General features: G+C 53.0%; 25 protein-coding genes and 1 pseudogene. 9 read left to right on the forward strand and 17 right to left on the reverse strand.

What is annotated here, in order from left to right; genetic code table 11:
* Positions 1–42: 42 nt before the first annotated feature.
* The gene (locus ACH1XZ_RS05020; RefSeq protein WP_395594572.1) at positions 43–960 is read right to left on the reverse strand and encodes an alpha/beta hydrolase; all 918 of its coding nucleotides are present in this window, start codon (positions 958–960) and stop codon (positions 43–45) included.
* Between the two features lie 158 nt (positions 961–1,118).
* Between ACH1XZ_RS05020 and ACH1XZ_RS05025 the strand changes: the two are divergent.
* A pseudogene (locus tag ACH1XZ_RS05025) lies at positions 1,119–1,209 on the forward strand (cysteine hydrolase); the annotation flags it as partial.
* An 85-nt stretch (positions 1,210–1,294) separates the two neighbouring features.
* On the opposite strand, the gene ACH1XZ_RS05030 reads toward ACH1XZ_RS05025, so the two are convergent.
* Together ACH1XZ_RS05030 and ACH1XZ_RS05035 are read right to left on the reverse strand one after the other, a co-directional pair.
* Positions 1,295–1,882, reverse strand: coding sequence for an isochorismatase family protein (locus tag ACH1XZ_RS05030; RefSeq protein ID WP_395594573.1), 588 nt, complete (start codon positions 1,880–1,882; stop codon positions 1,295–1,297).
* A 63-nt stretch (positions 1,883–1,945) separates the two neighbouring features.
* The gene (locus ACH1XZ_RS05035; protein ID WP_395594574.1) at positions 1,946–2,797 is read right to left on the reverse strand and encodes an aldo/keto reductase; all 852 of its coding nucleotides are present in this window, start codon (positions 2,795–2,797) and stop codon (positions 1,946–1,948) included.
* A gap of 117 nt (positions 2,798–2,914) precedes the next feature.
* Here ACH1XZ_RS05035 and ACH1XZ_RS05040 point away from each other — a divergent pair, with 117 nt between their 5' ends.
* Positions 2,915–3,826, forward strand: coding sequence for an AraC family transcriptional regulator (locus ACH1XZ_RS05040; protein ID WP_395594575.1), 912 nt, complete (start codon positions 2,915–2,917; stop codon positions 3,824–3,826).
* Here the strand turns inward: ACH1XZ_RS05040 and ACH1XZ_RS05045 are convergent.
* Complete coding sequence (locus ACH1XZ_RS05045; RefSeq protein WP_395594576.1) at positions 3,821–4,786, reverse strand: LysR family transcriptional regulator; 966 nt, start codon at positions 4,784–4,786, stop codon at positions 3,821–3,823. The genes ACH1XZ_RS05040 and ACH1XZ_RS05045 overlap by 6 nt on opposite strands.
* Before the next feature lie 177 nt (positions 4,787–4,963).
* Between ACH1XZ_RS05045 and ACH1XZ_RS05050 the strand changes: the two genes are divergently transcribed.
* Both ACH1XZ_RS05050 and ACH1XZ_RS05055 read left to right on the forward strand, forming a co-directional pair.
* On the forward strand, positions 4,964–5,275 hold the full coding sequence (locus ACH1XZ_RS05050; protein WP_395594577.1) for a DUF1330 domain-containing protein: 312 nt from the start codon (positions 4,964–4,966) through the stop codon (positions 5,273–5,275).
* 12 nt (positions 5,276–5,287) lie between these two features.
* Positions 5,288–6,202, forward strand: a complete 915-nt coding sequence (locus tag ACH1XZ_RS05055) for an aldo/keto reductase family protein (RefSeq protein ID WP_395594578.1) — start codon at positions 5,288–5,290, stop codon at positions 6,200–6,202.
* Between the two features lie 227 nt (positions 6,203–6,429).
* On the opposite strand, the gene ACH1XZ_RS05060 is transcribed toward ACH1XZ_RS05055, so the two are convergent.
* The gene (locus ACH1XZ_RS05060; protein WP_395594705.1) at positions 6,430–7,764 is read right to left on the reverse strand and encodes an aminotransferase-like domain-containing protein; all 1,335 of its coding nucleotides are present in this window, start codon (positions 7,762–7,764) and stop codon (positions 6,430–6,432) included.
* Positions 7,765–7,868: 104 nt separating this feature from the next.
* Here ACH1XZ_RS05060 and ACH1XZ_RS05065 point away from each other — a divergent pair, with 104 nt between their 5' ends.
* Positions 7,869–8,759 carry a DMT family transporter gene (locus ACH1XZ_RS05065; protein WP_395594706.1) on the forward strand — a complete coding sequence of 297 codons (891 nt, stop codon included), beginning with the start codon at positions 7,869–7,871 and terminating at the stop codon, positions 8,757–8,759.
* Positions 8,760–8,891: 132 nt separating this feature from the next.
* Here ACH1XZ_RS05065 and ACH1XZ_RS05070 read toward each other — a convergent pair whose 3' ends face one another.
* The 8 genes from ACH1XZ_RS05070 to fecI all read right to left on the reverse strand — a co-directional run bounded on the left by ACH1XZ_RS05070 (position 8,892) and on the right by fecI (position 17,044).
* Positions 8,892–9,209: a YebG family protein gene (locus ACH1XZ_RS05070; RefSeq protein ID WP_395594579.1), complete on the reverse strand. Its 318-nt coding sequence runs from the start codon at positions 9,207–9,209 to the stop codon at positions 8,892–8,894.
* 259 nt (positions 9,210–9,468) lie between these two features.
* Entirely contained in the window at positions 9,469–10,236 is a 768-nt protein-coding gene (gene fecE, locus ACH1XZ_RS05075; protein ID WP_395594580.1) for a Fe(3+) dicitrate ABC transporter ATP-binding protein FecE, read from the reverse strand.
* Complete coding sequence (gene fecD, locus ACH1XZ_RS05080) at positions 10,237–11,193, reverse strand: Fe(3+) dicitrate ABC transporter permease subunit FecD (RefSeq protein ID WP_395594581.1); 957 nt, start codon at positions 11,191–11,193, stop codon at positions 10,237–10,239.
* Positions 11,190–12,188: an iron-dicitrate ABC transporter permease FecC gene (gene fecC, locus ACH1XZ_RS05085; protein WP_395594582.1), complete on the reverse strand. Its 999-nt coding sequence runs from the start codon at positions 12,186–12,188 to the stop codon at positions 11,190–11,192. The genes fecD and fecC overlap by 4 nt, the downstream gene beginning before the upstream one ends.
* Positions 12,185–13,087, reverse strand: coding sequence for a Fe(3+) dicitrate ABC transporter substrate-binding protein FecB (locus ACH1XZ_RS05090; protein WP_395594583.1), 903 nt, complete (start codon positions 13,085–13,087; stop codon positions 12,185–12,187). The genes fecC and ACH1XZ_RS05090 overlap by 4 nt, the downstream gene beginning before the upstream one ends.
* A 74-nt stretch (positions 13,088–13,161) precedes the next feature.
* On the reverse strand, positions 13,162–15,486 hold the full coding sequence (gene fecA, locus ACH1XZ_RS05095) for a TonB-dependent Fe(3+) dicitrate receptor FecA (RefSeq protein WP_395594584.1): 2,325 nt from the start codon (positions 15,484–15,486) through the stop codon (positions 13,162–13,164).
* 86 nt (positions 15,487–15,572) lie between these two features.
* Positions 15,573–16,526 (reverse strand): ferric citrate uptake sigma factor regulator FecR, encoded by a 954-nt coding sequence (fecR, locus tag ACH1XZ_RS05100; RefSeq protein WP_395594585.1) that lies wholly within the window; start codon positions 16,524–16,526, stop codon positions 15,573–15,575.
* Positions 16,523–17,044 (reverse strand): ferric citrate uptake sigma factor FecI, encoded by a 522-nt coding sequence (fecI, locus tag ACH1XZ_RS05105; protein WP_395594586.1) that lies wholly within the window; start codon positions 17,042–17,044, stop codon positions 16,523–16,525. The genes fecR and fecI overlap by 4 nt, the downstream gene beginning before the upstream one ends.
* Before the next feature lie 384 nt (positions 17,045–17,428).
* Between fecI and ACH1XZ_RS05110 the strand changes: the two genes are divergently transcribed.
* Positions 17,429–17,875, forward strand: a complete 447-nt coding sequence (locus ACH1XZ_RS05110) for a DUF3290 domain-containing protein (RefSeq protein ID WP_395594587.1) — start codon at positions 17,429–17,431, stop codon at positions 17,873–17,875.
* Positions 17,876–17,884: 9 nt separating this feature from the next.
* Complete coding sequence (locus ACH1XZ_RS05115) at positions 17,885–18,520, forward strand: DUF421 domain-containing protein (protein WP_395594588.1); 636 nt, start codon at positions 17,885–17,887, stop codon at positions 18,518–18,520.
* A 205-nt stretch (positions 18,521–18,725) separates the two neighbouring features.
* Here the strand turns inward: ACH1XZ_RS05115 and ACH1XZ_RS05120 are convergent, their stop codons facing one another.
* From ACH1XZ_RS05120 to ACH1XZ_RS05135, 4 genes are read right to left on the reverse strand one after another with little or no spacing between them, the layout of a single operon-like run.
* The gene (locus ACH1XZ_RS05120) at positions 18,726–19,457 is read right to left on the reverse strand and encodes a class II aldolase and adducin N-terminal domain-containing protein (protein WP_395594589.1); all 732 of its coding nucleotides are present in this window, start codon (positions 19,455–19,457) and stop codon (positions 18,726–18,728) included.
* 5 nt (positions 19,458–19,462) lie between these two features.
* Positions 19,463–20,293: an ABC transporter substrate-binding protein gene (locus ACH1XZ_RS05125; protein WP_395594590.1), complete on the reverse strand. Its 831-nt coding sequence runs from the start codon at positions 20,291–20,293 to the stop codon at positions 19,463–19,465.
* Positions 20,294–20,317: 24 nt separating this feature from the next.
* On the reverse strand, positions 20,318–21,190 hold the full coding sequence (locus ACH1XZ_RS05130; RefSeq protein WP_395594591.1) for a phytanoyl-CoA dioxygenase family protein: 873 nt from the start codon (positions 21,188–21,190) through the stop codon (positions 20,318–20,320).
* 26 nt (positions 21,191–21,216) lie between these two features.
* Positions 21,217–22,737 (reverse strand): amino acid ABC transporter permease/ATP-binding protein, encoded by a 1,521-nt coding sequence (locus tag ACH1XZ_RS05135; protein ID WP_395594592.1) that lies wholly within the window; start codon positions 22,735–22,737, stop codon positions 21,217–21,219.
* A gap of 486 nt (positions 22,738–23,223) precedes the next feature.
* On the opposite strand from ACH1XZ_RS05135, the gene ACH1XZ_RS05140 reads away from it, so the two are divergent.
* Together ACH1XZ_RS05140 and ACH1XZ_RS05145 are read left to right on the forward strand one after the other, a co-directional pair.
* Positions 23,224–24,138, forward strand: coding sequence for a LysR substrate-binding domain-containing protein (locus tag ACH1XZ_RS05140; protein ID WP_395594593.1), 915 nt, complete (start codon positions 23,224–23,226; stop codon positions 24,136–24,138).
* A gap of 169 nt (positions 24,139–24,307) precedes the next feature.
* Positions 24,308–25,564: a flavin-containing monooxygenase gene (locus ACH1XZ_RS05145; protein ID WP_395594594.1), complete on the forward strand. Its 1,257-nt coding sequence runs from the start codon at positions 24,308–24,310 to the stop codon at positions 25,562–25,564.

Genomic DNA, 25,564 nt, shown 5'->3' on the forward strand with positions numbered 1-25,564 from the left:
TCTCTGTTCCCTCTCCCGGTGGGGGGAGGGTGAGAGCAGCCGTTACTTTTCGGGAAAAGGTGAATTCTGGAGCAGGAAATGCGCAATCGAGTCAATTAAACCGGGAGCTAAGGGGCGAGTTGGTTCAGCGTATGAAGCGATATTCACCAGGCGATCGTCCGAAGTCATCTCCTTCAATATATGATTCATATTGGGCAGGATAACCAGGGATGCTCGAGGATTCGCGGCCTGAAGCAGTCTTGCGTCTGTTTCGTTAACCTGGAGATCGCGTTGCCCTTGCAGCAATAACACGGGTTTGAAAATGGTCGAAATGAGATGACCAGGATCATATGAAAACGCATTTATCAAAAATCCCTGAACCGCAGGATTAAAGAGATTTTGTAGTGCTGGAGGTATATCGGTGATATCGACCCGCCGCCGATGCTCAAGCGCATTAATTATCGGCAGCGCCTGCTCTAATATCATTTCGTTTTCCGGATTAGCATGAAGTTGCTTCCTTAACACCTCGCCCATGGGCCTTCCGGGTGTTGCGATAAGAACCACGCCGCACACACCCTCTTCTTGAGCCGAGGCCAGGGCGACTAAGCCTCCTTCACTGTGTCCTAAAATCCAAATACAGGATGTGTGCATGTGACGTTTAAGCACTTTTACCCAGGAACGAATGTCGTCAACATAGTCAGTAATCGTCACCGCATTGGCATCCTCTACGGCCAGTGCGCTAGCGAACATTCCACGTTTGTCGATACGAAGCGTTGCAAAGCCTTTTGCAGCCAGGCCTTCAGCAAGAAGTCGATAAGGTGATGCATTCACACCAAGCGGGTTGTTTCCATCCCGATCGGTCGGACCGGAGCCAGGAACGATAAGAACCACAGCCGTTGGTTTTGAATTTGGGGTGAGTAACGTACCTTTCAAAGGGCCTTGTGGCCCTGCGGTATCCAGGATGGTTTCGAAAAAGGTCACCGTTTCGCCGCCTGACACACAAATGGGCAAGCGCTCAAAAGGGCAATGGAGGCAGTAATGTTCATCGGTGATGTTCCTGTAAAACTCAGCGTACCTGTCAATTTATATTATAAATATGGCCTGCTCTCCATTGATTATTACATTAACGGCGTTAGAACAATTTGTTTTTGCTTGAAAAAATCCTACCTCAACATGCCTTTGTTACCCATTCAACCGAAATATCAAAAGCCTGGGCATAAAAATATCTGATGTCGAAATACCCATTGTTTGGATTTACCGTTAGTTAGGGCATAAGCACGAACCGTGCGCTGGTTGTCCTCATATTATTATCCTGTCAGCATTTGATATTTGAGATGACAGACAACATTGTCCTACCCGGCTCTTTGGAAAAGTCCGGAGCCAGTTGCGCCGCCAGTGTTGCAAGAGATGTTATTACCGCACCAGTCTTTTCAGCCTGTTTAAGTACCGCCGTTTCAGTTCTCAGTGACTGGCTACCAACACAATCAACCGGAATAAATACGCTATACCCCTGGCGAAGGCCGCCAAGTGCAGTCAGCAACACTCCAACCTCTGCGCTATACCCGCATATAATCAATGTGTTACGCGCTAAACTATCCAGTGCGCTGGTGATTGAATTGACCAGGAACGGATCGGCGATGACGCGATAAAAGGTATTACTTTCATTTGCATATCCCTGGAGTTTTGGCAGTGGCTCACCTTCCTTAGCCTCCTGAGGAACGGTGAAAAAAAGAGTAGGGGCACTGATTGTATAGGCGACCTGAGCCAAACCTGCCGCGTTTGAGGACAGTGCTTCAGGCTCCATTGTTTTACTCTTTCGTATCAGACCTTCCTGAAGGTCGACAAAAATAAATACAACATCATCCCTGTCGATTGCACAAAATTCTTTGTCTCTGTTACTCATATGCCCCGTACTCGAAAGATGCCTAATGTAGTCGGTTTATTGTTGATTCAAGTCAGCCTGGTGTCAGGTATTGAATTTTCGGGTTGCCACGGTTCTGATACGCTCAGGGTCGGTATGCTCTGTAAAGAGTGTTTTTCCCGTGTCGAGAGACTGAATTGAACGCATTTCTTCATCACTCAAAGAAAAATTGAAAACATCGAAGTTTTCACTCATACGCTCGGGCTTTACTGACTTAGGTATGACCACTATTTCGCGCTGAATTAACCAGCGAAGCACAACCTGAGCGACACTTTTGTTGTGCGCGTGGGCGATAGGCAGCAGAACAGGATGGGTGAATATGTGATTTTTACCTTCCGCAAAAGGCGCCCACGATTCTGGCTGAACGCCACACGCTTTCATAAATTCAGCATGATTAATTTGTTGATGGAATGGGTGTGTCTCGACCTGATTGACCGCGGGAACAATACGGCTGAAGGTTATTAAGTCGGTGAGTCGGTCGGGAGCGAAATTACTCACGCCAATAGCACGAATTAAACCTTCTTCATAAAGTTCCTCCATTGCACGCCAGGAGCCAAATACATCTGAATAGGGCTGATGAATCAGGTAAAGATCCAGATACTCGAGTTTGAGCCTTTCAAGGGAGCGGAAAAATGCTTTGCGCGTATTTTCGTAACCCGCATCCTGCACCCACACTTTGGTTGTTATAAATAACGCTTCACGTGGGACGTCACTGCGAGCAATTGCCGCGCCAACGGCCTCCTCGTTTTCATAGGCCGCAGCCGTATCAATAAGTCGATAACCGGCTTTTATGGCATTAAAAACAGCGGCTTCGCATTCGTTCAGGTCGACCATCTGGTAGACGCCAAAGCCGAGTAAAGGCATTTTAACGCTGTTGTTGAGAGTGGTGTAGAGCATCAATATTCTCCTTAATGGGGAGGAACGCGGTGTGTGTCACATCAATGGCAGCTATTGTAATGTACCTTTTTTGGCTTAATAATAATGTAAAGTCTATTCTTCTTTACTGAGAGTCCAATGGATCCCTTTTCTGATATCTTAAACCTGCTCTCCGCTACCAGTTATACAACCGCCGGTCTTTCTACAGGAAAGCACTGGGCAATGACATTTCCGGGATTTCATGGGTTCAAATTTATCGTTGTCAGAAAAGGATCTTTTTTGTTTCGACTCGAGAATGAACTGACATGGCGGACATTAGATGTTGGTGAAGGGGTCATTCTCACCAGAAAAATGAGATTTGTGATGGCAACCGACCGGGAATGCGTGCCATTAGAATCTACCGAAGAGAAAAGACCCCGCGTTCGCGAAACCGTCAATTACGGCGGAGATGACAATATTCTGATCGCTGGAAAAATGGAGATCGATCTCGTTTCCTCTGAGCTTTTACTACAAGAATTGCCTGAAACAATCTTCTTTCGAACCCAGCCTGATGAGCCTACCGGGCTAAGCCCGCTGATGAAGTTGTTATTTATGGAAAAGCTTTCAAACCGACCAGGTGCCTCTCAGGCATGTAATCATCTGATGCATCTGATTATGATTGAAGCGCTGCGCGCCTGGTATGAAAGCAGTTCCACTTCTCATAAGGGAATTCTCAAAGCATATAAAGATCCGCGGATTGTTGCAGCGCTGAATGCCATACATAACGAACCAGAAAAAAACTGGCGGCTGCATGAATTAGCGTCCACAGCCGGTATGTCGAGAGCGGGATTTAGCAAAACCTTTAGCGACCTGACCGGGCATAGCCCAATAGGGTATGTCACCCACTGGCGCATGTTAATTGCCAGTAAACTGCTCCGCGCTGGAGACAAAAGCGTCAAAGAGATCGGTTTTAGCTTAGGTTATCAGTCGGAAAGTATTTTTAGCTCAGCCTTCAAACGCATCTATGGACTATCACCCAAAACGTATAGAGCGACCATGCGGGGCCTATAAACTCAGCTTCGCAGTATTTATCTGCGGGATGTCACAAGCAAACGCAACGCTCAGGTCATTCACCCAGGTGAGCTTTTCAAGTAATGATGAAATGGCTGCGCGTAACTTGAGGGGCTGATATTTAGCCGAAGGCCACACTGCATAGGTTTCAAACTCAATCAACGGATAGTCCTTCATCAGTTGAACTAATGTACCCTCACTAAGTTGTTTTCTGATTAACCAGTCGGGAAGACAGGCAATACCTAAACCGGAAGTGACCACATCGGCGATAACATCATAGCTGTTAAATTGCATCCGGTAGGTGAGAGGAGCAACCGATTGGGAGCCATCTTTATTACAAAACGTCCACGGATAGAGTTGCCCCTTGTAACAGAATACAAGCGAAGCATGATTCTGAAGTTCACCAGGGCTATCTGGATACCCGTATCGTTTCAGGTATGAAGGCGCAGCACAAATCACCTTGCGTTGCGTTACCAGCTTAATTGACTCCAGTGCTGTACCCGACCCAGGCCTGTGATTTCGAATCGCCAGATCAAATCCCTGATCGATAATATCGACCGTATGATCGCTGAAATGTAAATCGAGTTCTAATCCCTCATATTGTTTCGCCAGTTCCAGCAAAACCGGGGCAACGCAATATCGACCGAAAAGTAGCGGCATTGTCACCCTCAGGCGGCCGTTGACCTCATGCCGGGCATTATCCAGCAATGCTTCGGCCTCCCGGAGTTCGTTCAGCGCTTTGGTGCAACGCTCATAATAAATTTCACCCTCTTCGGTAAGACTTTGGCTTCGTGTGGTCCGGTGAAAAAGACGCACACCCAGGCGCTCCTCGAGCCTGGCAACCGTTTTGCCGACGGCAGAGCGACTTAATGCCAGTTGCTCCGCCGCTTTGGCGAAACTACCTGCTTCAGCCGCCGCCACAAAGACGGCAATACCTTCAACGCTATCTCTAATATTCATCAATATTGTCGCCCTATGGGAGTCAATGTGTGGCGAAATCATCCGCACTGAATCTTTTATTCTACATTATGATGAAACCAGCCATAAGTTCATCTGTGCTTAAAATGCCCAAATCACCGACCGGTTAATTGATATTGGTTACAACCCGGTCAAGTCTGGCTTAAATGGAGTAAGGCAATGCCTAATCAGCAACCCGCATATCTTGTCGGAAATTTCACCGTTAACGATCCGCTTTTGATGGAAGAGTATGTCCGCAAAGCGGGCCCACTTGTTTTACAACATGGTGGGAAAATGATGTTGTCAGCAGAGGCCGTCACACCGGTGGAAGGTCACTCGGAGCCCGTTCTGGTCATTATCCAGTTTCCTGATATGGCAAAGGCAAACGCGTTTTACCATTCCGAGGAATATGCCCCCCTTAAACAGATCCGTATTCAAGCAACCACTGGGGGATTCCTTATTTTAACCCAGGGTTTATCCGCAGACCTTTAATCTGGAGGCCAGATGAGCATGTCGCATTTAACATTCCCCGTGAATTCCACGACTCAGCTACCCGCCGTTGGCTTCGGGACTTATCTCATCGAGCAGGATGACGCCGCACAGGCGGTTCAGGCTGCAATAAGCGCTGGTTACCGCCACATCGACACGGCGGCGGTATACAACAATGAGCAAGGCGTTGGTGAGGGGATCAGGCAGGGACTGGCTTCAAATGGCCTTAGCCGTAACAGTCTCTTCGTGACCACGAAATTATGGCCAGGCGCGGCAGAGTGGGGTGAAAAACCTAAAACCTTCGAGCAGACCCTGGAGGCCTGCGAGAACAGTCTGCATCTGTTGGGGCTGGATTATATCGATCTTTATCTTATTCATTCACCTCACGGCGGCTCGCAGCGTCTGAACGAGTGGAAAGCGCTGCTGGAACTGCAAAAAATGGGTAAAGCCAGAAGTATTGGCGTCAGCAACTATTCGCAGATCCACCTTGATGAGATTGAAGCGGCGGGGCTTCCCATGCCGGATGTGAACCAGATTGAACTGCATCCCTGGTCTCAGAAATCCGACCTTATTCAATATATGCGTGACAGAAATATTACCCCGATTGCTTACAGTAGCCTCGCCCCCCTTTCTACATGGCGCACGGGTGCCGGTCAGGACAGTGCCAAGCCTGATGAACTTAAAGCAGGAGATACCGTGTTCGCTGAAATGGCGGCCAGCTATGGTGTGACGGAAGCACAATTTCTGCTGCGCTGGGGGATACAAAATGGCTACGCCGTCCTGCCCAAAAGCCTCAACCCAGTTCGCATGCGCCAGAATTTAGATCTGGCTGGTTTTGACATTAAGCCTGCTGATATGGATCTTATTCGATATATGGACCGTGGTGCCGGAATCGCATGGTCTATGGGCGACCCGACCAAAGTGTCTTAATTCGCGCCTTTCACGAAAGGATGAACAAAAATACCTAATGTTCCAGAATGTGGCAAAAGCATTGGAACAGTTGAACGAATTTGAAATGCACCATAAGGGATAGCGTTTATCCTGGCTTGCTGAGTTGGAGCGAATTTGACTATCTCAAAAAATAATGTCCGCTTGCACAAAACGTACAAGCAAACTGAGCGAAACCTCTGCTAAGGGCGAAAGTCGAAAATAACTGACTAGCGAGATTGTTCGTACTTAACCGCTTCACGAACTTTAACCAGTGCGGCATATAAATCCTCCATGGCGATTGACCCAAGAGCAACCCGAAGCGCCTGAGGAACAACCAGTGAAGTACAGAAAGGCTCTGCGGTTGAGACGGAAATATTGCTGTCCATCAGAACCCGGGCAACCCTGTCTGCTCTTGCCTCGTCCGGCAGAGGGATCCAGGCAAAATAGGAGCCCGGATGTGTAATACAGGAAATATCGCCAAGCGCCGCTTTTAACACCGCCTGTCGCTGGTGGGCATCACGTCGTTTCAGCGTTTCAAAACGGGCCACCGTACCATCCTCTATCCAGTTACAGACCAGTGCGGTCATCAATGAAGGCGTATTCCATGTGGTTGCCCTGACGGCTCTTTCCAGCAAGGGGCGGAACGAGGCGGGGCAGACGACGGCGCCGACTCTTAGGCCCGTCGCCACGTTCTTTGAGAACCCGGTGATATACACCGTTCGCTCTGGGGCATAAATCGCAACAGGTGGGGGTGGCCTACGGACGAGATAGCCATAAGCAGTGTCCTCAATCACGAGAAGATCATAGGTTCGTGCAATAGCGGCCAGGCTTTTTCGCTGACTACGGCTGAGCACCCAGCCAAGGGGATTATGCAACGTCGGCATGGTATAGAGCGCCCTGACATGCCTTTTCTGGCATAGCGCTTCCAGTGCCGATAAATCCGGTCCATCGGCCAGAACGGGTATGGCAATCAGTTCCAGATGGTACAGTTCAGCCAGCACTTTAAAACCGGGATAGGTGAGGGCATCAACGGCCACAACATCTCCCGGGCGTAGCAAACCCATCACCGTGATGGTCAATCCGTGCTGCGCACCGTTCACTATCACCACATTGTCGGCTTCAGGCTGGAATTCCGCACCTGCAATGTAAGTCGCGATAATTTCCCTCTCAGTCATCCTGCCTGCATGTGGCTGGTAGCGCAGATGAGATTCAATATCCCCGGATACCGCGACCTGTCGTAGCGCCTCACGTAGAATCTCCCCCTGTCCTGGGAGTGACGGATAGTTAAAATTCAGGTCAAGCACATCGGTTGCCACCGCATGCTGGTCAATCCCGTGGCCGAAGGGCAACGCTATCTCCCTGACAAACGTGCCTCTCCCGGTTTCACCGCTGACCAGACCCATCGCTTCCAGCTCACTGTAGACCCGGGTTGCGGTCGCCAGAGAAATATGTTCCTGGGTTGAGAGGGCTCTGTGCGTCGGTAAACGTGTACCGGCAGGGATCTCCCCGCTGCGGATGCGGTCAGCGAAGCTATCCACGATGGATTTATAGCGGGCTTTCATCAAATGTATCCATGACAATAATTTGATTGTATTGAATCATCGAGCGTACCATCCGCCTCACAGACGCTCAAGCCTACGAGCGATTTATAAAAAGTGAGGTGGCAGTGGTGAATACGGCGATAGATAAAACCGATCCGAACCCCGTTTCCGGATGGATAAACGGGCTGCTGGGGGTGATCATTTTTAGTGGTTCGCTACCGGCTACACGCGTTGCGGTCCTCGATATGGATCCCTTTTTTCTGACGTTTCTGAGAGCGTCAGTAGCCGGTGTGCTGGCCTTGATGCTGATTTACGGCTTTCGTGAAAAACGTCCGCAGGCCTCGCAGATTGTGCCGCTCATGATTGTCTCCCTGGGCGTCATTATCGGATTTCCGCTGCTGACGGCGATGGCGTTACAGCATGTGACCTCCGCCCACTCCATCGTTTTTCTGGGGCTTCTGCCGCTCAGCACCGCGATTTTTGGCGTACTGCGTGGTGGTGAACGTCCCAGAATGGCCTTCTGGATTTTCTCTGTGCTTGGCAGCCTGCTTGTGATGGGATTTGCTCTCTCGCAAAGCGTAGCCATCTCACTCACCGGCGATGTTCTCATGCTTGCCGCGGTGGTGGTTTGCGGTCTGGGTTATGCCGAAGGCGCAAAACTGACTCGCGTGCTGGGGGGATGGCAGGTTATCAGTTGGGCGTTGATCCTCTCACTGCCATTTATGCTTATCGCTTTATTGATAACCATGCCTGTTACCTTTACCGGCATCGGTATATCTGCCTGGGTAGCCCTGGGTTATGTCTCGCTGTTCAGCATGCTGATTGGTTTTATTTTCTGGTACAAGGGGCTTGCTGTGGGAGGGATTGCTGCCGTCGGTCAGCTACAGCTTCTTCAGCCTTTCTTCGGGCTGGGCCTGTCAGCCACGCTGCTGCATGAAGCCGTGAGTCCGCTTATGGTGTTCATTACGTTCGGCGTTATCCTGTGCGTCATGGGCTCTCGTCAATTCTCCCGATAACGCTTATGTCTGGTTGGCGCTGGTTGGCTTGTTTCGATTCCCGGCGTCGCGTCGCTCGGCCGGGCAACGCAAAAAAGCCGCAAGCAGAGGACGGCTTGCGGCTTCAGGATGAGCGATACGGCAGGGGGGTATTTACGCTGCTTTAACGGCTCTAATTTTTTTACTGCCAGCGGTATCTGACTCCGCGGTATCGGTTTCTGCTGGGGTACCGGGTTTAGGAAGCTTGCTGGTACGCAGAACATGCTGGACGGCCATTTTCTGCTCGGCGAGATACAGCCCAAGATCCTCGGCCAGCGTTTCATCCATCGGCTTGCCGCTCTGCAACAGCAAATCGGTGAACGCTTCTGCCATATCGAGTAGTCTGTCGTAAGCGTCAGCCTCTTTCTTACTGGCAAATGTCATTTTCTCTTCACCTTTTCTTACGACAACAAATTTTGTTTCAACGGCCATTATTTGCCCCTTGCACTGTGATTATATCCAGTGTATCAGTTATGGGGCTGTTTTGCAGGGAAAATGTGCACAGATTCCGCGTAAAAATCATGGTGGGATTTTATTTTTATTGAGGAGTGGCCTATAGATGTAGGCCTGATAAGCGTAGCGCCATCAGGCATCTCATGCACTATCTCCGCAAATCCCGGCGTCGCTCCGTTCGCCGGGCTACGAAAATGGCTTAATTGCGCAGTTAGCGTTTTCTCTGATCTTTTTCAGGCTATCTCACCACACACATCGGCCTGCCTGATATCGGCTCTGGGTGTATCTCCGTTTCTACGCTGAATACGGTCTTCAGTAATCCAGGGGTCATTACCTCTTCCGGTGTACCTTGCGCCATAACGTGCCCGTTCTCCATGACGACCAGATGGTCGCAGTACCGGCTGGCCTGATTAAGGTCGTGTAGTACGGCGACTACCGTTTTCCCTTGGGCCTGGAGTTCGCCCATTAGCCGCATCAGTTCCACCTGGTGATTGATATCGAGATAGGTGGTTGGCTCATCGAGGAGGACAACGGGCGTATTCTGCGCCAGGACCATCGACAGAAATGCACGCTGGCGCTGACCGCCGGAAAGATCGGTTAACCGCCGGTCGGCAAGGTGTTGGACTCGGGTCTGGCTCATCGCGTCATTCACCCGCGCATTGTCTTCAGCAGAGAGACGTCCCCAGAGTGATAACCACGGATTTCGACCGTACGACACCAGCTCCTGCACGGTGATCCCCTCGGGCGTTAAATGGTGCTGCGGCAGCAGCGCCAGCCTGCGCGCCAACTGCCGTGATGAGAGCGAGTTGATAGGATTATCGCCAAGAAATACGCGACCGGACTGCGGCGTTAACAGCCGCGAAAAACAGTGTAGCAACGTCGATTTCCCGCAGCCGTTAGGGCCGAGCAGGGCGGTGGTTTTCCCTGTTGGCAGCGCAAGTGAAACGCCGTCAAGCACCTTGTTTGTACCGTAACAGAGCGTCAGATTTTCAGTTCGTAATGTCATTTATCGCATTCTCACAAGCAGCCAGACAAACCACGGCGCACCGATAATGGCGGTCAACACCCCAGCCGGAAGCTCCAACGGGGGATGAGTAATTCGCGCCAGCAGGTCGGCAATCACCAGCAGCAACGCCCCTGTCATGGCCGAAACGGGCAGCAGCCAGCGGTGACGTCCACCGGTAATGCTGCGCACCATATGCGGTACCACGAGTCCAATAAAGCTAATCGGGCCGCAGACGGCCACGCCGGTTGACGTCATGGCGACAGCCAGCAGCAAAGCCTGGAACCGAATACGCGGCACCGACACACCGAGCGTGGCGGCACGCGCATCGCCCAATGCCAGGAGGTCGAGATCGCGGCAATAACGCAGGCTCAGCGGCAGAAATAAAATCAGCAGCGGGGCGGCTATTTTCACAAAGCTCCAGTCACGGCCCCATAAGCTGCCGGTCAGCCACAGCAGGGCGCTGTTCACATCCTGCGGACGCGAGAGCATCAGATAATCCGTCAGGCTGGCCCAGCAGGCAGAGAGCGCGACGCCCGTGAGCGCGAGCTTCATCGGCTGGCTGGTGTTCGCCAGCATTCTCAGCAGGATCAGGCCCACCATGCCACCGGCAAAGGCCAGCAGCGGCAGTGCAACCACCGGTAGTGACGGTAAGAGAAGCAGCGCGCCCACAGAGGCGAGGCTGGCGGCATGGTTTACGCCGAGAATATCCGGTGAAGCCAGTGGGTTACGCACGATCCCCTGCACCAGAACGCCGGCCACCGCGAGAGCGGCACCGACAAGCAGCGCCAGCAGCAGTCGCGGCAGACGATACGCCGTTAACACGTAATGATACTCGCGCCCGGTCTGCCAGTCGGTCAGTAGGGCACGCCAGGGAACGGCGATCACCCCCATTTGTAACGACAGAACCGAAAACCCTGCCAATGCGAAGGCGATGAAAATGACGAGCGTAATTTTCATCCGCGCCTCCTGACCAGCCAGACAAAGCAGGGCGCGCCAATCAGCGCCACCACTGCTCCTGCGGGCAATTCACCAGGGAAGGCCAACGCTCGGGCCAGAACATCGGCCAGCAGTAGTAGCGTAGCGCCCATCAGCATGCTCATTGGCAGGACTTTGCGCTGATCGAATCCCACCCAGAAGCGAGCCAGATGCGGCGTCAGTAGGCCGATAAACGCCACCGGGCCGGCCACGCTGACGCAGGCACCGACCAAAAGCAGCACCAGAATGTTGATGGCTAAACGTAGCTTCGGCAGATTCACCCCCAGCGTGCGGGCGGTGCTGTCGCTGACGTTCAGCAGGTTCAGTTGATTAGCCAGCAGCAACACCACCGGTACAGCAACGGCCACCATCGGGAAAAGCTGCCAGAACTCCTGCCAACGCGCATGGGAAACGCCTCCGGCGAGCCAGTATAAAATGCCGTAGGCGTGATCTTCGGTCAGCAACAGAGTGATGCGGGTCAGGGCCATGCAAAACGCCGAGGACGCAATGCCTGCGAGGATCAGCTTGTTTCGGTCCTGGGTGTGATGAAATCCACCGCCAGCGGTCATCACCAGCAACCAGCTTACGCCGCCACCGCAGGCGGCGATAATGGCGATGGAGTAACCCGCAACGGGCACAGGGCTGACGGCGCTGGTAAGCGCCATCGCCAGCGCCGCGCCGCTGTTAATGCCGAGCAGCGAAGGGGAAGCCATGGCATTATGCGTCAGGGTTTGCAGCAGCGTTCCCGCGAGTGCCAGGCTTGCGCCAATCAGCATGGCGACCAGGCTTCTCGGCAAACGAAGGTTTTGCACCAGCGCTTGTGGAAGCGTCGGCGTATGGCCCGGCAGCAGGGCGTGAATGGCGTCAACGCCAGAAACAGGAATGGCCGAGTAGCAAAACAGACTCAGCCAGAAGATAGCGATAAGCGCGACAAGGGGAAGCCCCCACAGCAGCGCTGGATGTCTAAGAACCGTCATTTCACATCAGATAAGGGCTGGTGATGGAAGATTTTTACCGTGTCGCTGGCAATGCGTTCGGCCGCGAAAATGCCGCGCATCCGCGCCCAGGCGTTACTGTCGACCGACGCCGTCTGCTGTTTTTGCGCCGCAGTTAACATCTGCCACAGCGGGTCTTGCTGCCAGCGTTTCACGATGCTCTCTTCGCGATAATGTGCGACCAGCAGCCATTCAGGATTAAGCGCCAGCAGCTGTTCCAGGCCGATGGATGGCATAGATGCCCCCGCCATTTTCGCCGGCACCGTCAGCCCCAGCGCGGTCAATACGCTTCCGGTATAGGTCTCCTGTGTGTGCAGGTTGAACTGTTGCTCACGTGACGTACCAAACAACACCAGCGTGCCCTTTGGCAACTGGCTGGCCCACGCTGACATCTGTTGCTTATGTTGCGCCAGGCGAGACTGCATCTGTGCCTTTTTGCCCACGACTTCGCCGATGATGGACGCAGATTGCAGGTTTTCAGCGTAAGTTTCATTGCGAGACTTAAGCAGCAGTACCGGTGCGATTTGCTGTAAGGCGCCGTAGATACCTGCATGGCGACTGCTGTCGGCAATGATCAGATCCGGTTTCAGCGCGCTGATGGCTTCTAAACTCGGCTGCGCGCGCGTGCCGACAGACTGCCAGGGTTTCAGATGAGCACGAACCTCTGGAAGAATGCGCGTGGCATCGTTGTCGTCGGCAATACCGACCGGACTGACATCGACGGCGGCCAGTGCGTCCGCGAACGACAGTTCCAGCACCACTATCCGCTGTGGCGTTTTATCAAGCGTAAAGGAGCCATGTTCGTCATGAACCGTGGCGGAAAAGGCGTGGCTGGTTACCAGCAGCAGAACGGCGAAAAGCGTACGTAATGGTGTGAACATATGAATTGCCTGTGTCGTGTGGCGCTTCGCTTACCCGACCTACAGAAACAGTATGCAGGCCGGGTAAACGGGGTTTAGAACTTCAACGAACCCTGCATATACAGCGTGCGCGGTTGGCCTGCGTAGATGCCTTTATTGTTGTCGTCGTAAGAGCGGGTGAAATACGCCTGATCGAAGATATTTTTCACGCCGAATGCCAGGTTCAGGTCTGCCATCTGTGGGCCAAAGTCATAGGCGACGCGAGCGCCCCAGAGCATAAAGCCGGGAATGCGACCGGTACTGCCGTCGGCGCTCTCTTTCACGGTGTTGGCGTTATCCGCATACTGACTGGACTGGAAATCGCTGTTCAGGTTGAAAGTCCAGTTGCCCGGCTTATAGTCCACGCCCAATGTGCCTTTGTGTTTCGGCGAGAACGGTACCTGGTTGCCGTAGGTGTCGCCTTTTTCACGAATCTCAGCATCCACATACGCATAGCTGGCGTAAATGGAAACGTTGTCGAGGGTTGGCGTCAGCGTGCCGAGATCATAACGGGCCTGGGTTTCCAGTCCGGAATGGCGCGTTTTACCGCGCGCGGTCACGGTGTCGTTGGTCTGGTTGGAGTCGTACTGATTATTAAAATTAATCAGGAACAGCCCCATTTCCGCCGTCAGCGCACCATCGTCGTATCGGGTACCGAGCTCCCAGGTTCGCGCTTTTTCCGGTTCCACATTGCCGCTTTGCACAGCCTTGCCAATTTGGCTGTACTGTACGGTGCCGAACGAGCCTTCGGTGTTTGCATAAAGATTCCAGCTGTCAGTCAGGTGATAAAGCACGTTTAGCGCCGGAAGCGGGGCGTTATAGCTCACTTCCTCATGTGTGCGTTTGATGGCGTTGTTCTGGTATGACTCGATATGTTCAAAGCGCATACCCGGTGTGACCGTCCAGTTGCCAATATCGATTTTGTCATCCAGATACCAGGCGTGCGCTTCGGTACCGGAACGGGTGTCACGATCGTAAGGGCTAGCGCTGGACGGCAGTTGTCCGCTGCTGGTGGCCGTGTAGTAACGCATTTCATGCGTCGACTCGCTCACATAGCGGTATCCCACGCCCACTTCGTGCGCGGAAGGGCCCACCATAAAGCTCTGACTGTAGCGTGGTTCAATGCCGCGCACCCAGTAGTTACGCGGTGAAAGCGTAGTGCGTTTACCCTGCTCCAGGTAGCCGCTGCGCAGGGTTTCGGTATAGAAGCCCTGAATATTGAATTTATGCTGGCTGTCCGGCTGGAACTGATAGCCGAGGCTTGCCAGCTTGCGACGCCCCCAGAAACGATCGTTAGGGCGAGTGGACTGCCAGCGGTCTGCGTTATAATCCGCGCGGGATAGACCGCCGGGCATATCAGCTTCACCGTCGTAGTATTGCAGCAGGCTGTTGAAGGTATGCACGTCGTTCGGCGCATATTTGCTTTTCAGCAGCAGGTCGTCGATACGCGTCGCGCTGTGCTCGCGCCAGTCGCTGCCGCGTGTGCCGGAGTAAAGCAGGGCGGTACCAAAACCGTTATCCGCCGTGCCGCCCACCATCAGGTTGTGCGTCTCTTTTGGGTTATTCTGTGAGGATGTTGGGCTGAGTTGGCCCTCCACGCCGGCTTCGATACCGAAGTCTTGCGGAATGGCGCGGGTGACAAAGTTCACCACGCCGCCCACGCTCTGCGGCCCGTAACGCACTGCGCCACCGCCGCGTACCACATCGATGGCGTCCATATTGCCGAGCGAAACGGGCGCGAGTGAAAGCTGCGGCTGGCCGTAAGGGGCAAAGGGTACCGGAATACCGTCCATCAGTACCGTTGAACGGCTGGCGAGGCGCGGGTTCAGGCCACGAATACCAAAGTTCATCGCCAGATCGTGGCTACCGGTGCCGTTGTTTTCCGGGGCGGTGACGCCAGGAATGCGGTTCAGCACCTCGCGCATGGTGGTCGCGCCGGTTTTCGCGAAATCTGCACGGCGGATAACGTCACGCGCGCCAGCATGTTCGAATACGTCGTTTTCACGCGCATCTCCCAGCCAGTCGCCCACCACGGTCAGGGCATCTTCTTGCGGAGTTGGCGCGTGTTCCAGCGTCCAGCTGTTATTACCGAGCGGCTTCACCTGCAGGCCGCTACCGTTCAGCAGGTGTTGCAGCCCGGTTTCGACGTCGTAGTCACCGTGAAGACCGTTACTCTGCTTGCCGCGCGTCAGGCTGGCGTCGACCGACAGGGTAATTCCGCTGAGTGCGGCATACTGGTTAAGGGCTTTGTCGAGCGAACCCGGTGCGATATCAACCTGTGCTGCGAAGGCGGATAACGATAATCCGGCCAGCGGCAGCAGGCTCAGGCGAATGGCGTTAACCAAAGGTGTCGTTTTGCGAAAAACGCGTAAAGGCGTCATACCTTCTCCATCATCATTTTTGTTGTGTTCAGCTATGAGTCGAATGAGAAGGGGAAAAAGGACAATCGAAATGAGAATTATTTTTCTTACAGCGGCGAAATGTTTACCCAGTACCGCGTAACCGATTGAATTTTAACTGGAAGCGTCTTAGCGATAATATCCAGAATGGCATCGGTATTTTTTAGCGGGAACGTCCCACTCAGGCGCAGCCCGGCCACAGCCGGATCGCAGCGCAGTACGCCGTTACGATAACGGCCGAGCGTGGCAATCACTTCACCCAGCGGTTTATCGCTGAAGCTCAGAACCCCCTGCGTCCAGGCGTCGCTTTCATCATCTGCTGATGCTATGGCACCAAATTCAGACGCGCTAAATAGCAGGCTTTCGCCAGCATTTACGATGCGTTTTTCCTGCGGACGGTTTGCCAGTATGACTTCGACAGCATGTTGTTGAACGGTAACGCGCGTGGCGTTGTCCTGCTGATAGACGGTAAATTCTGTGCCTAACGCGGTGAGCTGTCCCTGGCGAGTCATTACGCGGAAAGGTCTTTGCTGTGCGTCTTTTGCGGTAGTAATCGCAATTTCGCCGTACCAGAGATGAACTGCGCGCTGACGCGTATCAAAACGAACGTCTGCGGCGCTTTGCGTGTTGAGCATCAACAGCGAGCCATCGTCCAGCCGCTGATGACTGACCGCGCCTTTGGCGGTGCGGTAGTCCGCGCGCAGACCTTCACCGGCTTCAGATTGCCAGAGCTGCCAGCCGCCGCCCACGCCGAGCAGCAACAAGAGCCCTTTCATGACATGACGACGGGTTAGGTGGGTATCACGCAGCGCCCGGCTGGCGACATCGCCCGGCACATGGCTGAGCTGGCTGCGCAGATTTTCAACCTGTTGCCAGGCCCACTGATGATCCTTGTCCTCTTCATACCATTGTTGCCAGCGCGCTTCCTGCTGCGGGCTGACGCGTTCGCCGCTTAATACGGCATACCAGTGTGACGCCGAGCGCAGTGCCTGGCGGCGAGAGTCGGTGATAGAGGCGCTCACAGGCCATGCTCCAGACGAAAAAGCAGACAATGTTCGATAGCTTTTGCCATATATTTTTTCACTGAACTGACAGAAACACCGAGCTTTAGCGCTATTTCGCTGTACGTCATGCCATCCAGTTGCGAAAGCAAAAACGCTTCGCGTGTTTTTCCGCTCAGCCCGTCAAGCATACTGTCGATGAGCTGCAGAGTTTCGAGCTGGCTCTCGCGTTCCTCGGGCGAAGGCGCGAGATTTTCCGGCATCAGCGCCAGCATCTCCAGATAGGCTTTTTCCAGCGCGTTTCGGCGAAACAGGTCGACCATCACCCGTTTGGCGATAGTGCACAGAAAGGAGCGCGGATCGCGGATCGTTGAGAGCGTGTCGCTGCCCATTACCCGTATAAACGTGTCCTGGGCAATGTCATCGGCGTCAAAGGCCGACTGGAGTTTGCGCGTCAGCCAGCCCTTCAGCCAACCGTGATGGGTGCCATAAAGCGACTCGAGCGTTAAGGAAGCAGTGGTAGTGGCGTGGTCAGACATGCGCAGTACATCAAAAGTTAATTATCACGCGGTCATATTAATATGAGAATGGTTATCATTACAATTAGAAATAAAATGCCACCACGCTGGTACCATTAACGTGTTGTTTTTTATGAAAATATCAAAGGGTGGTATTGGATGTGGAGTTGGCATTTAAAAATAGAATCGTGAAAAAGCATCGCTGTATGAATAATGCCGTGTACGCAGCGATGTATTTTTTGGTTCATAGGAGCGCTGCCATCAGGCATCACATGCACTACCTCCGCGAATCTTGGCTGGTTGCATGGCCGATTCATCGATTACCGTGCGTCTTATCAGAGCAGAAAGAGACTATGTGTTACTATAATGAAAACGGGGTCTTGAGGGTTTAGGGATTATAAATTTATGAGATTTTATGGTATCGATTATCTACAAATGCAGTCTAGCATCAATGATTATTTAAAATACATCATTATATTTAGTGCGTTATTTATCCTGATTGTGGTTTTTAGCCTGTATATGCGCCATCGTCTGCAAACGAAATACCGCGATTTAACGATTATCGTCTTCTTATTCTTGCTCTTCATTTCTGGTGTTCAGTATGCTGATTATACTGATAGCCAAAATATACACTCCCAGTCATCACAAATGGTTAACTTCATTAGGTTGTTATCAAAAGAAAAAGCAGTGAGTGTTAATTCTATATTTTCCAGTTCAGTGCAACTGTCGGATGGTATTATCGTTAAGATTAACGATCTTTATTATCGCATTAACTTAAGCCCGGACCAAAAAACATACAGCTTAGTGGCGGTTTCGTTAGTAAATCCAGAAATAGAAATCATAAAAAACTGAGGGTTTTAAATGCTAATTTATACACCTATTATTATAAAGCTGGGGCTAGGAATACTGTGTTTAATTATACAAATAAACCTCATGGGGAAAGGGAATCTGGCGCCGTCATCCGCAATGGATCAGGTTCAAAACTATGTACTTGGTGGGATTATCGGTGGCGTAATTTACAATGAGTCGATAACAGTACTACAGTTCGTTCTCGTGTTAATTATATGGACATTTCTCGTCTTTGTTCTTAAGTTTTTGAAAGAGAATAATCGGTTAGTTAAAAGAATCATCGATGGTAAACCTATTACTTTGGTACATAATGGCAGTATTGATGTTAAAGAGTGTTTACGCAATGGTGTTTCAGCAAATGACTTGATGTTCAAACTAAGAGCAAATGGCATTTATGAAATAGAACAATTAAAGCGTGTTGTTCTCGAGCAGAATGGGCAGTTAACTATTATACAAAGTGGTGATGAGAATATACGTTACCCTATTATAGTGGATGGTTTGGCAAACCATGATTTACTTGAAATCCTTAATAAGGACAGTGATTGGTTAGAACGAGAAGTTATAAAGCAAGGCTTCAATAAAATCAGTGAGGTTTATTTGGGTGAGTATTTGTCGGGTAGGATTAATTTATACGGATATGAAAAATAATATCCAAAGCGCACTCCTTTTTTCTCTACAGAATTGATGATATTTATTTTTTGTAGAGAGATAAGCATCAAGCGACTGCCATTGCTGGGGCTATGTCTCAACACACTGGCATCAACATTTGGTCCTGGTACAAAACAGGCTCACAAACCCGCGCTAAACCCCTTCTGAAGAAAGCATTCGGCCCAGTTTCCCGGGCCGCATTTTCTCAATCCAACACCGACCGATCCCCCTCAATCACCATCTCCTTCATCTCCTCAAAATGCCGTCTCGAAAAGTCCGCAATCTTCTCCCAATCCAGCGCCGTCTTCTCCGCCACCTCGTCGGAAAGTATCTTCAGCGGCTGCCCGGTTGACCATGCAGTGATCAAAATCTGGCAGGCGCGTTCGAGCGTCCAGATATCATCAAACGCTTCGCCGATATTCGGTGCCGTCACCAGCACCCCATGGTTGCCCATCAGCAGGCGGCGTTTATCCGCCAACAACCCCGCTAGCCGCGCGCCTTCGGCGGTGGTGTCCGCCATACCGCCGTACAGCGTGTCGACGGCGACGCGGTTAAAATAGCGAGCAGTGTTCTGGTCAACCGGCAAGATCTGCGGCGCTGCCAGACAGGCGAGGCTGGTGGTGTAGACCGGGTGCAGATGAAGCACCACTCGCACGTCCGGCAGGCGCTGATGGATCTGCCCGTGGATCGCCCACGCCGTGGCATCAACGTCCGGGCGCGCCGCACAGCTTTCATCGTCGGCATTCAGCAACAGCAGGTCGCTGGCGCGAATGCGCGAGAAGTGTTTCCACTTCGGATTCAGCAGAAACGTTTTTCCGTCGGGAGAGAGCGCCGCGCTGAAATGGTTGGCGACCGCCTCATGCATCCCAAGCTGGGCGATGATGCGAAAGGTCACCGCGAGATCGATACGGGTTTGCTCTTCGTGCGAGTAGCGCATAGTGATTACTCCGCTTTTGGCATCAGGGTTTGCAGGTCCTCAGCGCTCGGTGCCTGGAAATTGTATTTCTTCAGCAGCGCAGCGTATTCCGGCGTGGCGCTGAATTTCTTCAGACCTTCCTCAAGAGCGGTTTTCACCTCGGTATTGCCTTTCTTCACGCCATAGCCGTTCAGCACCGGGTAGATAAGCGTCTCGGAGGAGATAACCACGCGGTCGCCGAGCTTCTCAACCACCCCGCGGGCAACCGCCGCATCGGTGATCTGTGCTTCCACCGCACGGGAGAGCATCGCCTGAGTGGTTTGCGGGTCGGTGGTGTATTCGCTCAGTTGAATCGGCTTAAGACCTTTTTTCACGCAGTAGTCGACGGAGAGCTTCTGTAGCTGCGCCAGCCAGGAGGTTGCGCCCATCGAGCCAATTTTATGGCCGCAGAACTCCTCCGGGGTTTTGGGTTGATAGTCGCTGCCTTTCAGCGACAGAATCGCTTCGCCGCTTTTCAGGTACGGCACCATATCAATCACCTTCAGACGCTCGGCGGTGATGTACATTGATGAGTTGGTAATATCGAAGCGACCGCCCTGCAAGCCGGGGATCAGGTTCGGGAAGCGGGTATCGATGTTGACCGCTTCACGGCCCATGCTTTTTGCAAGGCCCGCGAGAAACTCGATATCGAACCCAGCTGGTTTGTTGTTCTCCATATATTCATACGGGAAAAAGGTCATGTCCGAGCCGGCGGTAAGTTTGCCGTCGTGCTGGAAGGCCAGCGCGCTAAAGGACGTCAGCGTGCCAGCGGCGCAAAGAAGCAGGGCAACAGGGCGCAGTGCGGTAGAACGTGTCATAAAACCTCCAGGAAAATGAGCAAATTACATGCTGGCGCTGTCGACACCGGCCTGTTGAACGAAGAAGGATGCGCCGCGCGGTTTCTGCGGCAGACGAAGCTGGTTCACGGTGCTGCGTACGAGACCGCTCTCGGTACCGGCGACCAGTTGCCCGGCGTGGGCGCTCGGCAGTGGGTTTTCACCAAACGGCAGTGCGTCTTCGGCGGCATACACGCTGATGAACAGCGTACGCGGCAGCGCGGTCTCGTTAGGGCTAGAGGCGTGCAGCAGGCGCGTGTGCATAAAGCAGACGGAGCCCGAAGGGCCAAAGCAGGCCTGCGGCTGCTGGCAGTGGGTGTCGACCACATCGGTATCCACCGAACCGGTAAAGCGCTCGTCCTGCCAGTGCGACCACAGCGGCCCTTTATGGCTGGCGGGGACCACGTTCAGCGGGCCGTTCTCCGGGGTGACATCGCTCACCATCAGCAGCGCGGTGATGATGTCGTCGTTGCTATGCGGGGTGAACAGAAAATCCTGATGCCATTTCACCTGCGTAGCGGTGTGTGGCAGCTTGGAGTTAATTTTGCTGTGATGAAAACGGGTGCCGCTGCCGCCGATAAGCTGGGCGGCGATGGTCGCCATCCGCGAGTTCAGCGCTGCGTGATGATAGGCGGCGGAGATCTCGGTCGGTGAGGTGACGCGGCGCAAAGAAGGGTGCTCCGGCGAATGATCCTGCTCGAGATCAAAGCGCGGGCGGCCGTCCTGCGTCTCGCCCCACACCGCGTCGTGGGCGCGGCTTTCTTCCACCCAGCCGTCGAAATCGGTCTGCAATGCGGCGATTTCATCGCTGGAAAGCACCCCTTCGACAACCAGATAACCCTGCTGATGAAACTGCTCGATTTGCCATTGCGCGATCATAGTGGTTCCTCTTCAAGTACGAATGATTAAGCCAAAGAGACATCTTTCAGGAAGGCGTCGACGCGCGGGTGTTGTCCGTTGCGCATGGCCTGCGGCGTGTCGTCGCAGACCACCCGGCCTTTTTCCATAAACACAATTCGGTCAGAGACTTTGAAGGCGAAGTTCATCTCGTGGGTGACGATGACCATGGTGATGCCTTCATGAGCCAGGGATTCAATCACCTGCAGCACTTCGTTGACTTTTTCCGGGTCGAGCGCCGAGGTCGGTTCATCAAACAGCATGATCTGCGGGCGCATCATCAGCGCACGGGCAATTGCCACACGCTGCTGCTGGCCACCGGAAAGCTGGTGCGGGTACTTCCACGCATGCTCCAGCATGCCGACCTTATGCAGCAGCTCGCAGGCGTGTTGGCGCAACTCGCCGTCACTCGCCAGGCGGTGGTAGCGCGGGGCGAGCAGCAGGTTGCCGAGCACGGTGAGGTGCGGGAACAGGTTGAAGCTCTGGAACACCATGCCGATATTCAGGCGATGCTTAGCGTCTTCCATAAAGCGCGGCTTCTGCTGGCCCTGACGCTCAAGGTGAATAAATGGCTGGCCGTTGATGCTGATTTCGCCGTTATCAATCTGCTCCAGGCCGTTCAACAGGCGGATGAGCGTGGTTTTCCCGGAGCCGGATGGGCCAATGACCGAGACCACTTCCCCTGGCTGGATCTTGAGACTCACCGCGCCGAGCACTTCGACATTGTTATAGGCTTTGTGCAGCTTCGAGGCCTGTAGCGCAGGCTCTTCAGCGGTGGCTACGCTACGCGCCATCGCCGGGCGCTGCGCGGTGGCCAGCTTCTGCATTTCAGCATCAACCTGGCGGGTCGTTTTACGTTGGGTAACGTCGAGGTATTTCTCCAGCCACTTGAGCAGGAAGTCGAATACCGTGACGATCAGGATGTAGTAGAAGGCGACCGCCGCCATCGTCTCCATCACGAGGAAGTTCTGCGAATAAAGGCGCTGGCCAACCATCAGAATTTCGGTGAGTGAGATAACTGACACCAGCGAACTCAGCTTCACAATGGCGATGTATTCGTTGGCAAGTGACGGCAGTGCGACGCGCAGCGCCTGAGGAATAATGACCCGCCACTGAATGCCGGCGTAACGTAAGCCCAGTGCACGCGCGGCTTCGCTTTGCCCACGGGGAATAGAGAGCAGCCCGCCGCGGTGAATTTCCGCAATATAGGCGGCCTCGCTTAATACCATTGCTATCAGCCCGGCCCAGAAGGGGTCGTTAAGCAATGGCGCAACCGACGGCAGCGCCTGCGGCATGTTGTAGACAAAAATCAACAGCACCAGCAGCGGCATACTGCGAAATAGCCAGATATAAAGTCGGGCGGGCGCGCTCAACCAGGCTCGTGGCGATTGTTTAGCCAGCGCCAGAATAAACCCCAGCACAATACTGCAGCCCCAGGTCAGCAGACTTAATTTAATGACGGTCCAGGTGGCCTGCCAAAAATCAACATCGCTAAGCAGGCTTAACATGTAGTTCCAGTTAAACGTCATAGGCTATTTACTCGCCATAATTAACAGAAATGGAAGCGACGCAATGGTGCATTAATCTGACGTCGCCGATATTCATCGTGCAATAACACTATGCTGGCAGGACCTAGAACGAGGCAATTAGTAAATTTTTGGTCTTTAAGTTTAAAAAAACTATGCAACGGTATTAACGTTATGGAATGTAAAGTGATTATCGCGATACTAAACTGAAACAATTAAAAAACAATTGTTGAAATTGAATAACGCTATTTAAGGCGGGGAGTGATATTTGCACGTTATCGGGGCAGACATTGCGTGATAATAGTGCAGCATGGTTCGCCATGGTGCAATAAGTTATTTTTGATATTTAAAAAATAACCGTAGATAAATATCAGAACTCCGTATCAGGGATGAGTACCTCTTTTTTGGTAAATGGCATGCAGATTGCAACGTCATAGCAGGAAACTATTCCCGACAGGCGATGAACAATATTTTATCAATGGTGACACGATGAACCGATTTACACTCAAACAGCTGAAGTACTTTGTGACGGTCGTGGAGACGGAAAGTATCGCCGAAGCTTCTCGTCAACTGCATATTGCACAGCCATCAATTTCGATTGCGATAAAAAACCTGGAAAGCACCTTTGACCAACAGCTGTTTATTCGCCACCATGCACAGGGGGTGTCGCTCACCTCCAGCGGCCGCCGTATCTACGACAAAGCCAAAGACCTGCTGCGCCTGTCATGGGAGTTTGAGCAGAACTCTCGGGCCGATAAAGAGCTGGTTTCCGGCATGATATCAGTGGGTTGCTTTGAGTCTGTAGCCCCGCTATATATGCCAAAACTGGTGGCTGGGTTTAAAAAACTGTACCCGGAAATCACCCTGCATTTATATGACGGCGAGCAGCATGAATTAATGCACGGCCTGCATCGTGGGCGGTTTGATTTAGCGCTGGTTTACGATCTCGAACTGGGGCATTCGATTAACAAAGAGCGCCTGAACGCGCCGCATAAACCCTATGCGTTATTGCCTGCCTCGCATCCGTTAGCGCAAAAACCGGCGGTGACGTTACAGGAATTAAGCCGCGAACCGATGATTCTGCTGGATGCCGTCCCGAGTAAAAACTATTTTATCTCGATATTTAAAGAAAAAGGCTATCACCCGGAAGTGGCCTACAGCTCGCCATCTATTGAAATGGTCCGCTGTATGGTGGGGCAAGGATTAGGCTTTTCGGTATTGGTGACGCGCCCATGTTGCGATATGACCTACGACGGTGAAAGGGTGGTGCAGCGAGATATTATCGATGAAATGCCCGCATCAACATTAATTATGGCGCATCTGGCGAATAATGAACCAACGCGACCCACGCAGCTATTTATGGATTACTGTCGCAGTATTGAATTAACCCCTTCTCGCGCTTGAAATAATGCCTGCATAACCTGCGGGCTTATTTTATAGCATTACGGCTACCCTCATAAAATTCTATTCAGACGATCGTTTTATAATATTTTACGATTTCCTCACAGTTACATAACCTGAGTTCTGTCAATTCCGTCGATATCGTCGGCAACCGTGCTTGAAGGACAGAAAAATGACAGAACATATTACCGAAATCGATACCCTTGTGGTTGGCGCGGGGCAGGCGGGCGTCGCCATGAGCGAACATCTGACGACGCTTGATATTCCCCATCTGGTGCTGGAAAAACAGGGCATCGCCCAGGCATGGCGTACCGGCCGCTGGGACTCGCTGGTTGCCAACGGCCCGGCCTGGCACGACCGCTTCCCCGGCATGATGTTTCCGGACTGCGACGCCGACGGCTTTGTCGCCAAAGAGCAGATTGCGGACTATTTCGCGGCCTACGCCCGTAGCTTTAACGCGCCCATCCGTACTGGCGTTGAGGTCTATAGCGCTGAACGCCTGAAGGGCCGTCCGGGTTTTCGCGTGGAAACCTCACAAGGGGTGATTGAAGCGCAGCGTATCGTCGCCGCCACCGGCCCGTTCCAGCGCCCGACGATCCCGGCGATCGCCCCGCAGGTTGATGCCATCAGTCAAATCCACTCCGCGCAGTATTACAACCCGCAGCAACTCGCTGACGGCGGTGTGCTGGTGGTTGGTGCAGGTTCTTCCGGCGTACAAATTGCCGATGAATTACAGCGTGCAGGTCGTAACGTATGGCTCTCCGTTGGCGCCCACGACCGCCCACCGCGCCGCTATCGTGAGCGTGATTTCTGCTGGTGGCTTGGGGTGCTCGGGCTGTGGGATGCGGCGGCAAATCAGCCGGGCAAAGAGCACGTCACCATTGCGGTGAGCGGCGCACGCGGCGGCCATACCGTGGATTTCCGCCAGCTTGCCCATCAGGGCGTCACGCTGGTCGGTCAAACCCAATCGTTTGACGGCGCAACCGCCACTTTCCACAACGATCTGGCCGACAACATTCAGCGCGGTGACGACTCTTACCTGGCGCTGCTCGATGCGGCGGACGCCTACGTTGCTCGCAACGGTCTCTCTCTTCCTGAAGAGCCCGCGGCCCGCGAGTTCCTGCTAGACCCGGCGTGCGTGACTGAACCGCTGTTAAGTCTTGATCTGATGCAGGCGGGGATCACCACCATTATCTGGGCTACCGGCTACACCACCGATTACCGCTGGCTGAAGGTTAACGCCTTTAACGACGCGCAGCGCCCGCAGCATCATCGCGGCGTCTCTAGCGAGCCGGGCGTCTATTTTCTGGGGCTGCCGTGGCTCTCGCGCCGCGGCTCGACCTTTATCTGGGGCGTATGGCACGACGCGAAATACATCGCCGACCAGATTGCCATCCAGCGCCAATACCAGCACTACCAGCCATCCTGA

The sequence above is a fragment of the Kluyvera chengduensis genome, assembly GCF_044197065.1.
GTDB classification, from domain to species: domain Bacteria; phylum Pseudomonadota; class Gammaproteobacteria; order Enterobacterales; family Enterobacteriaceae; genus Kluyvera; species Kluyvera ascorbata_C.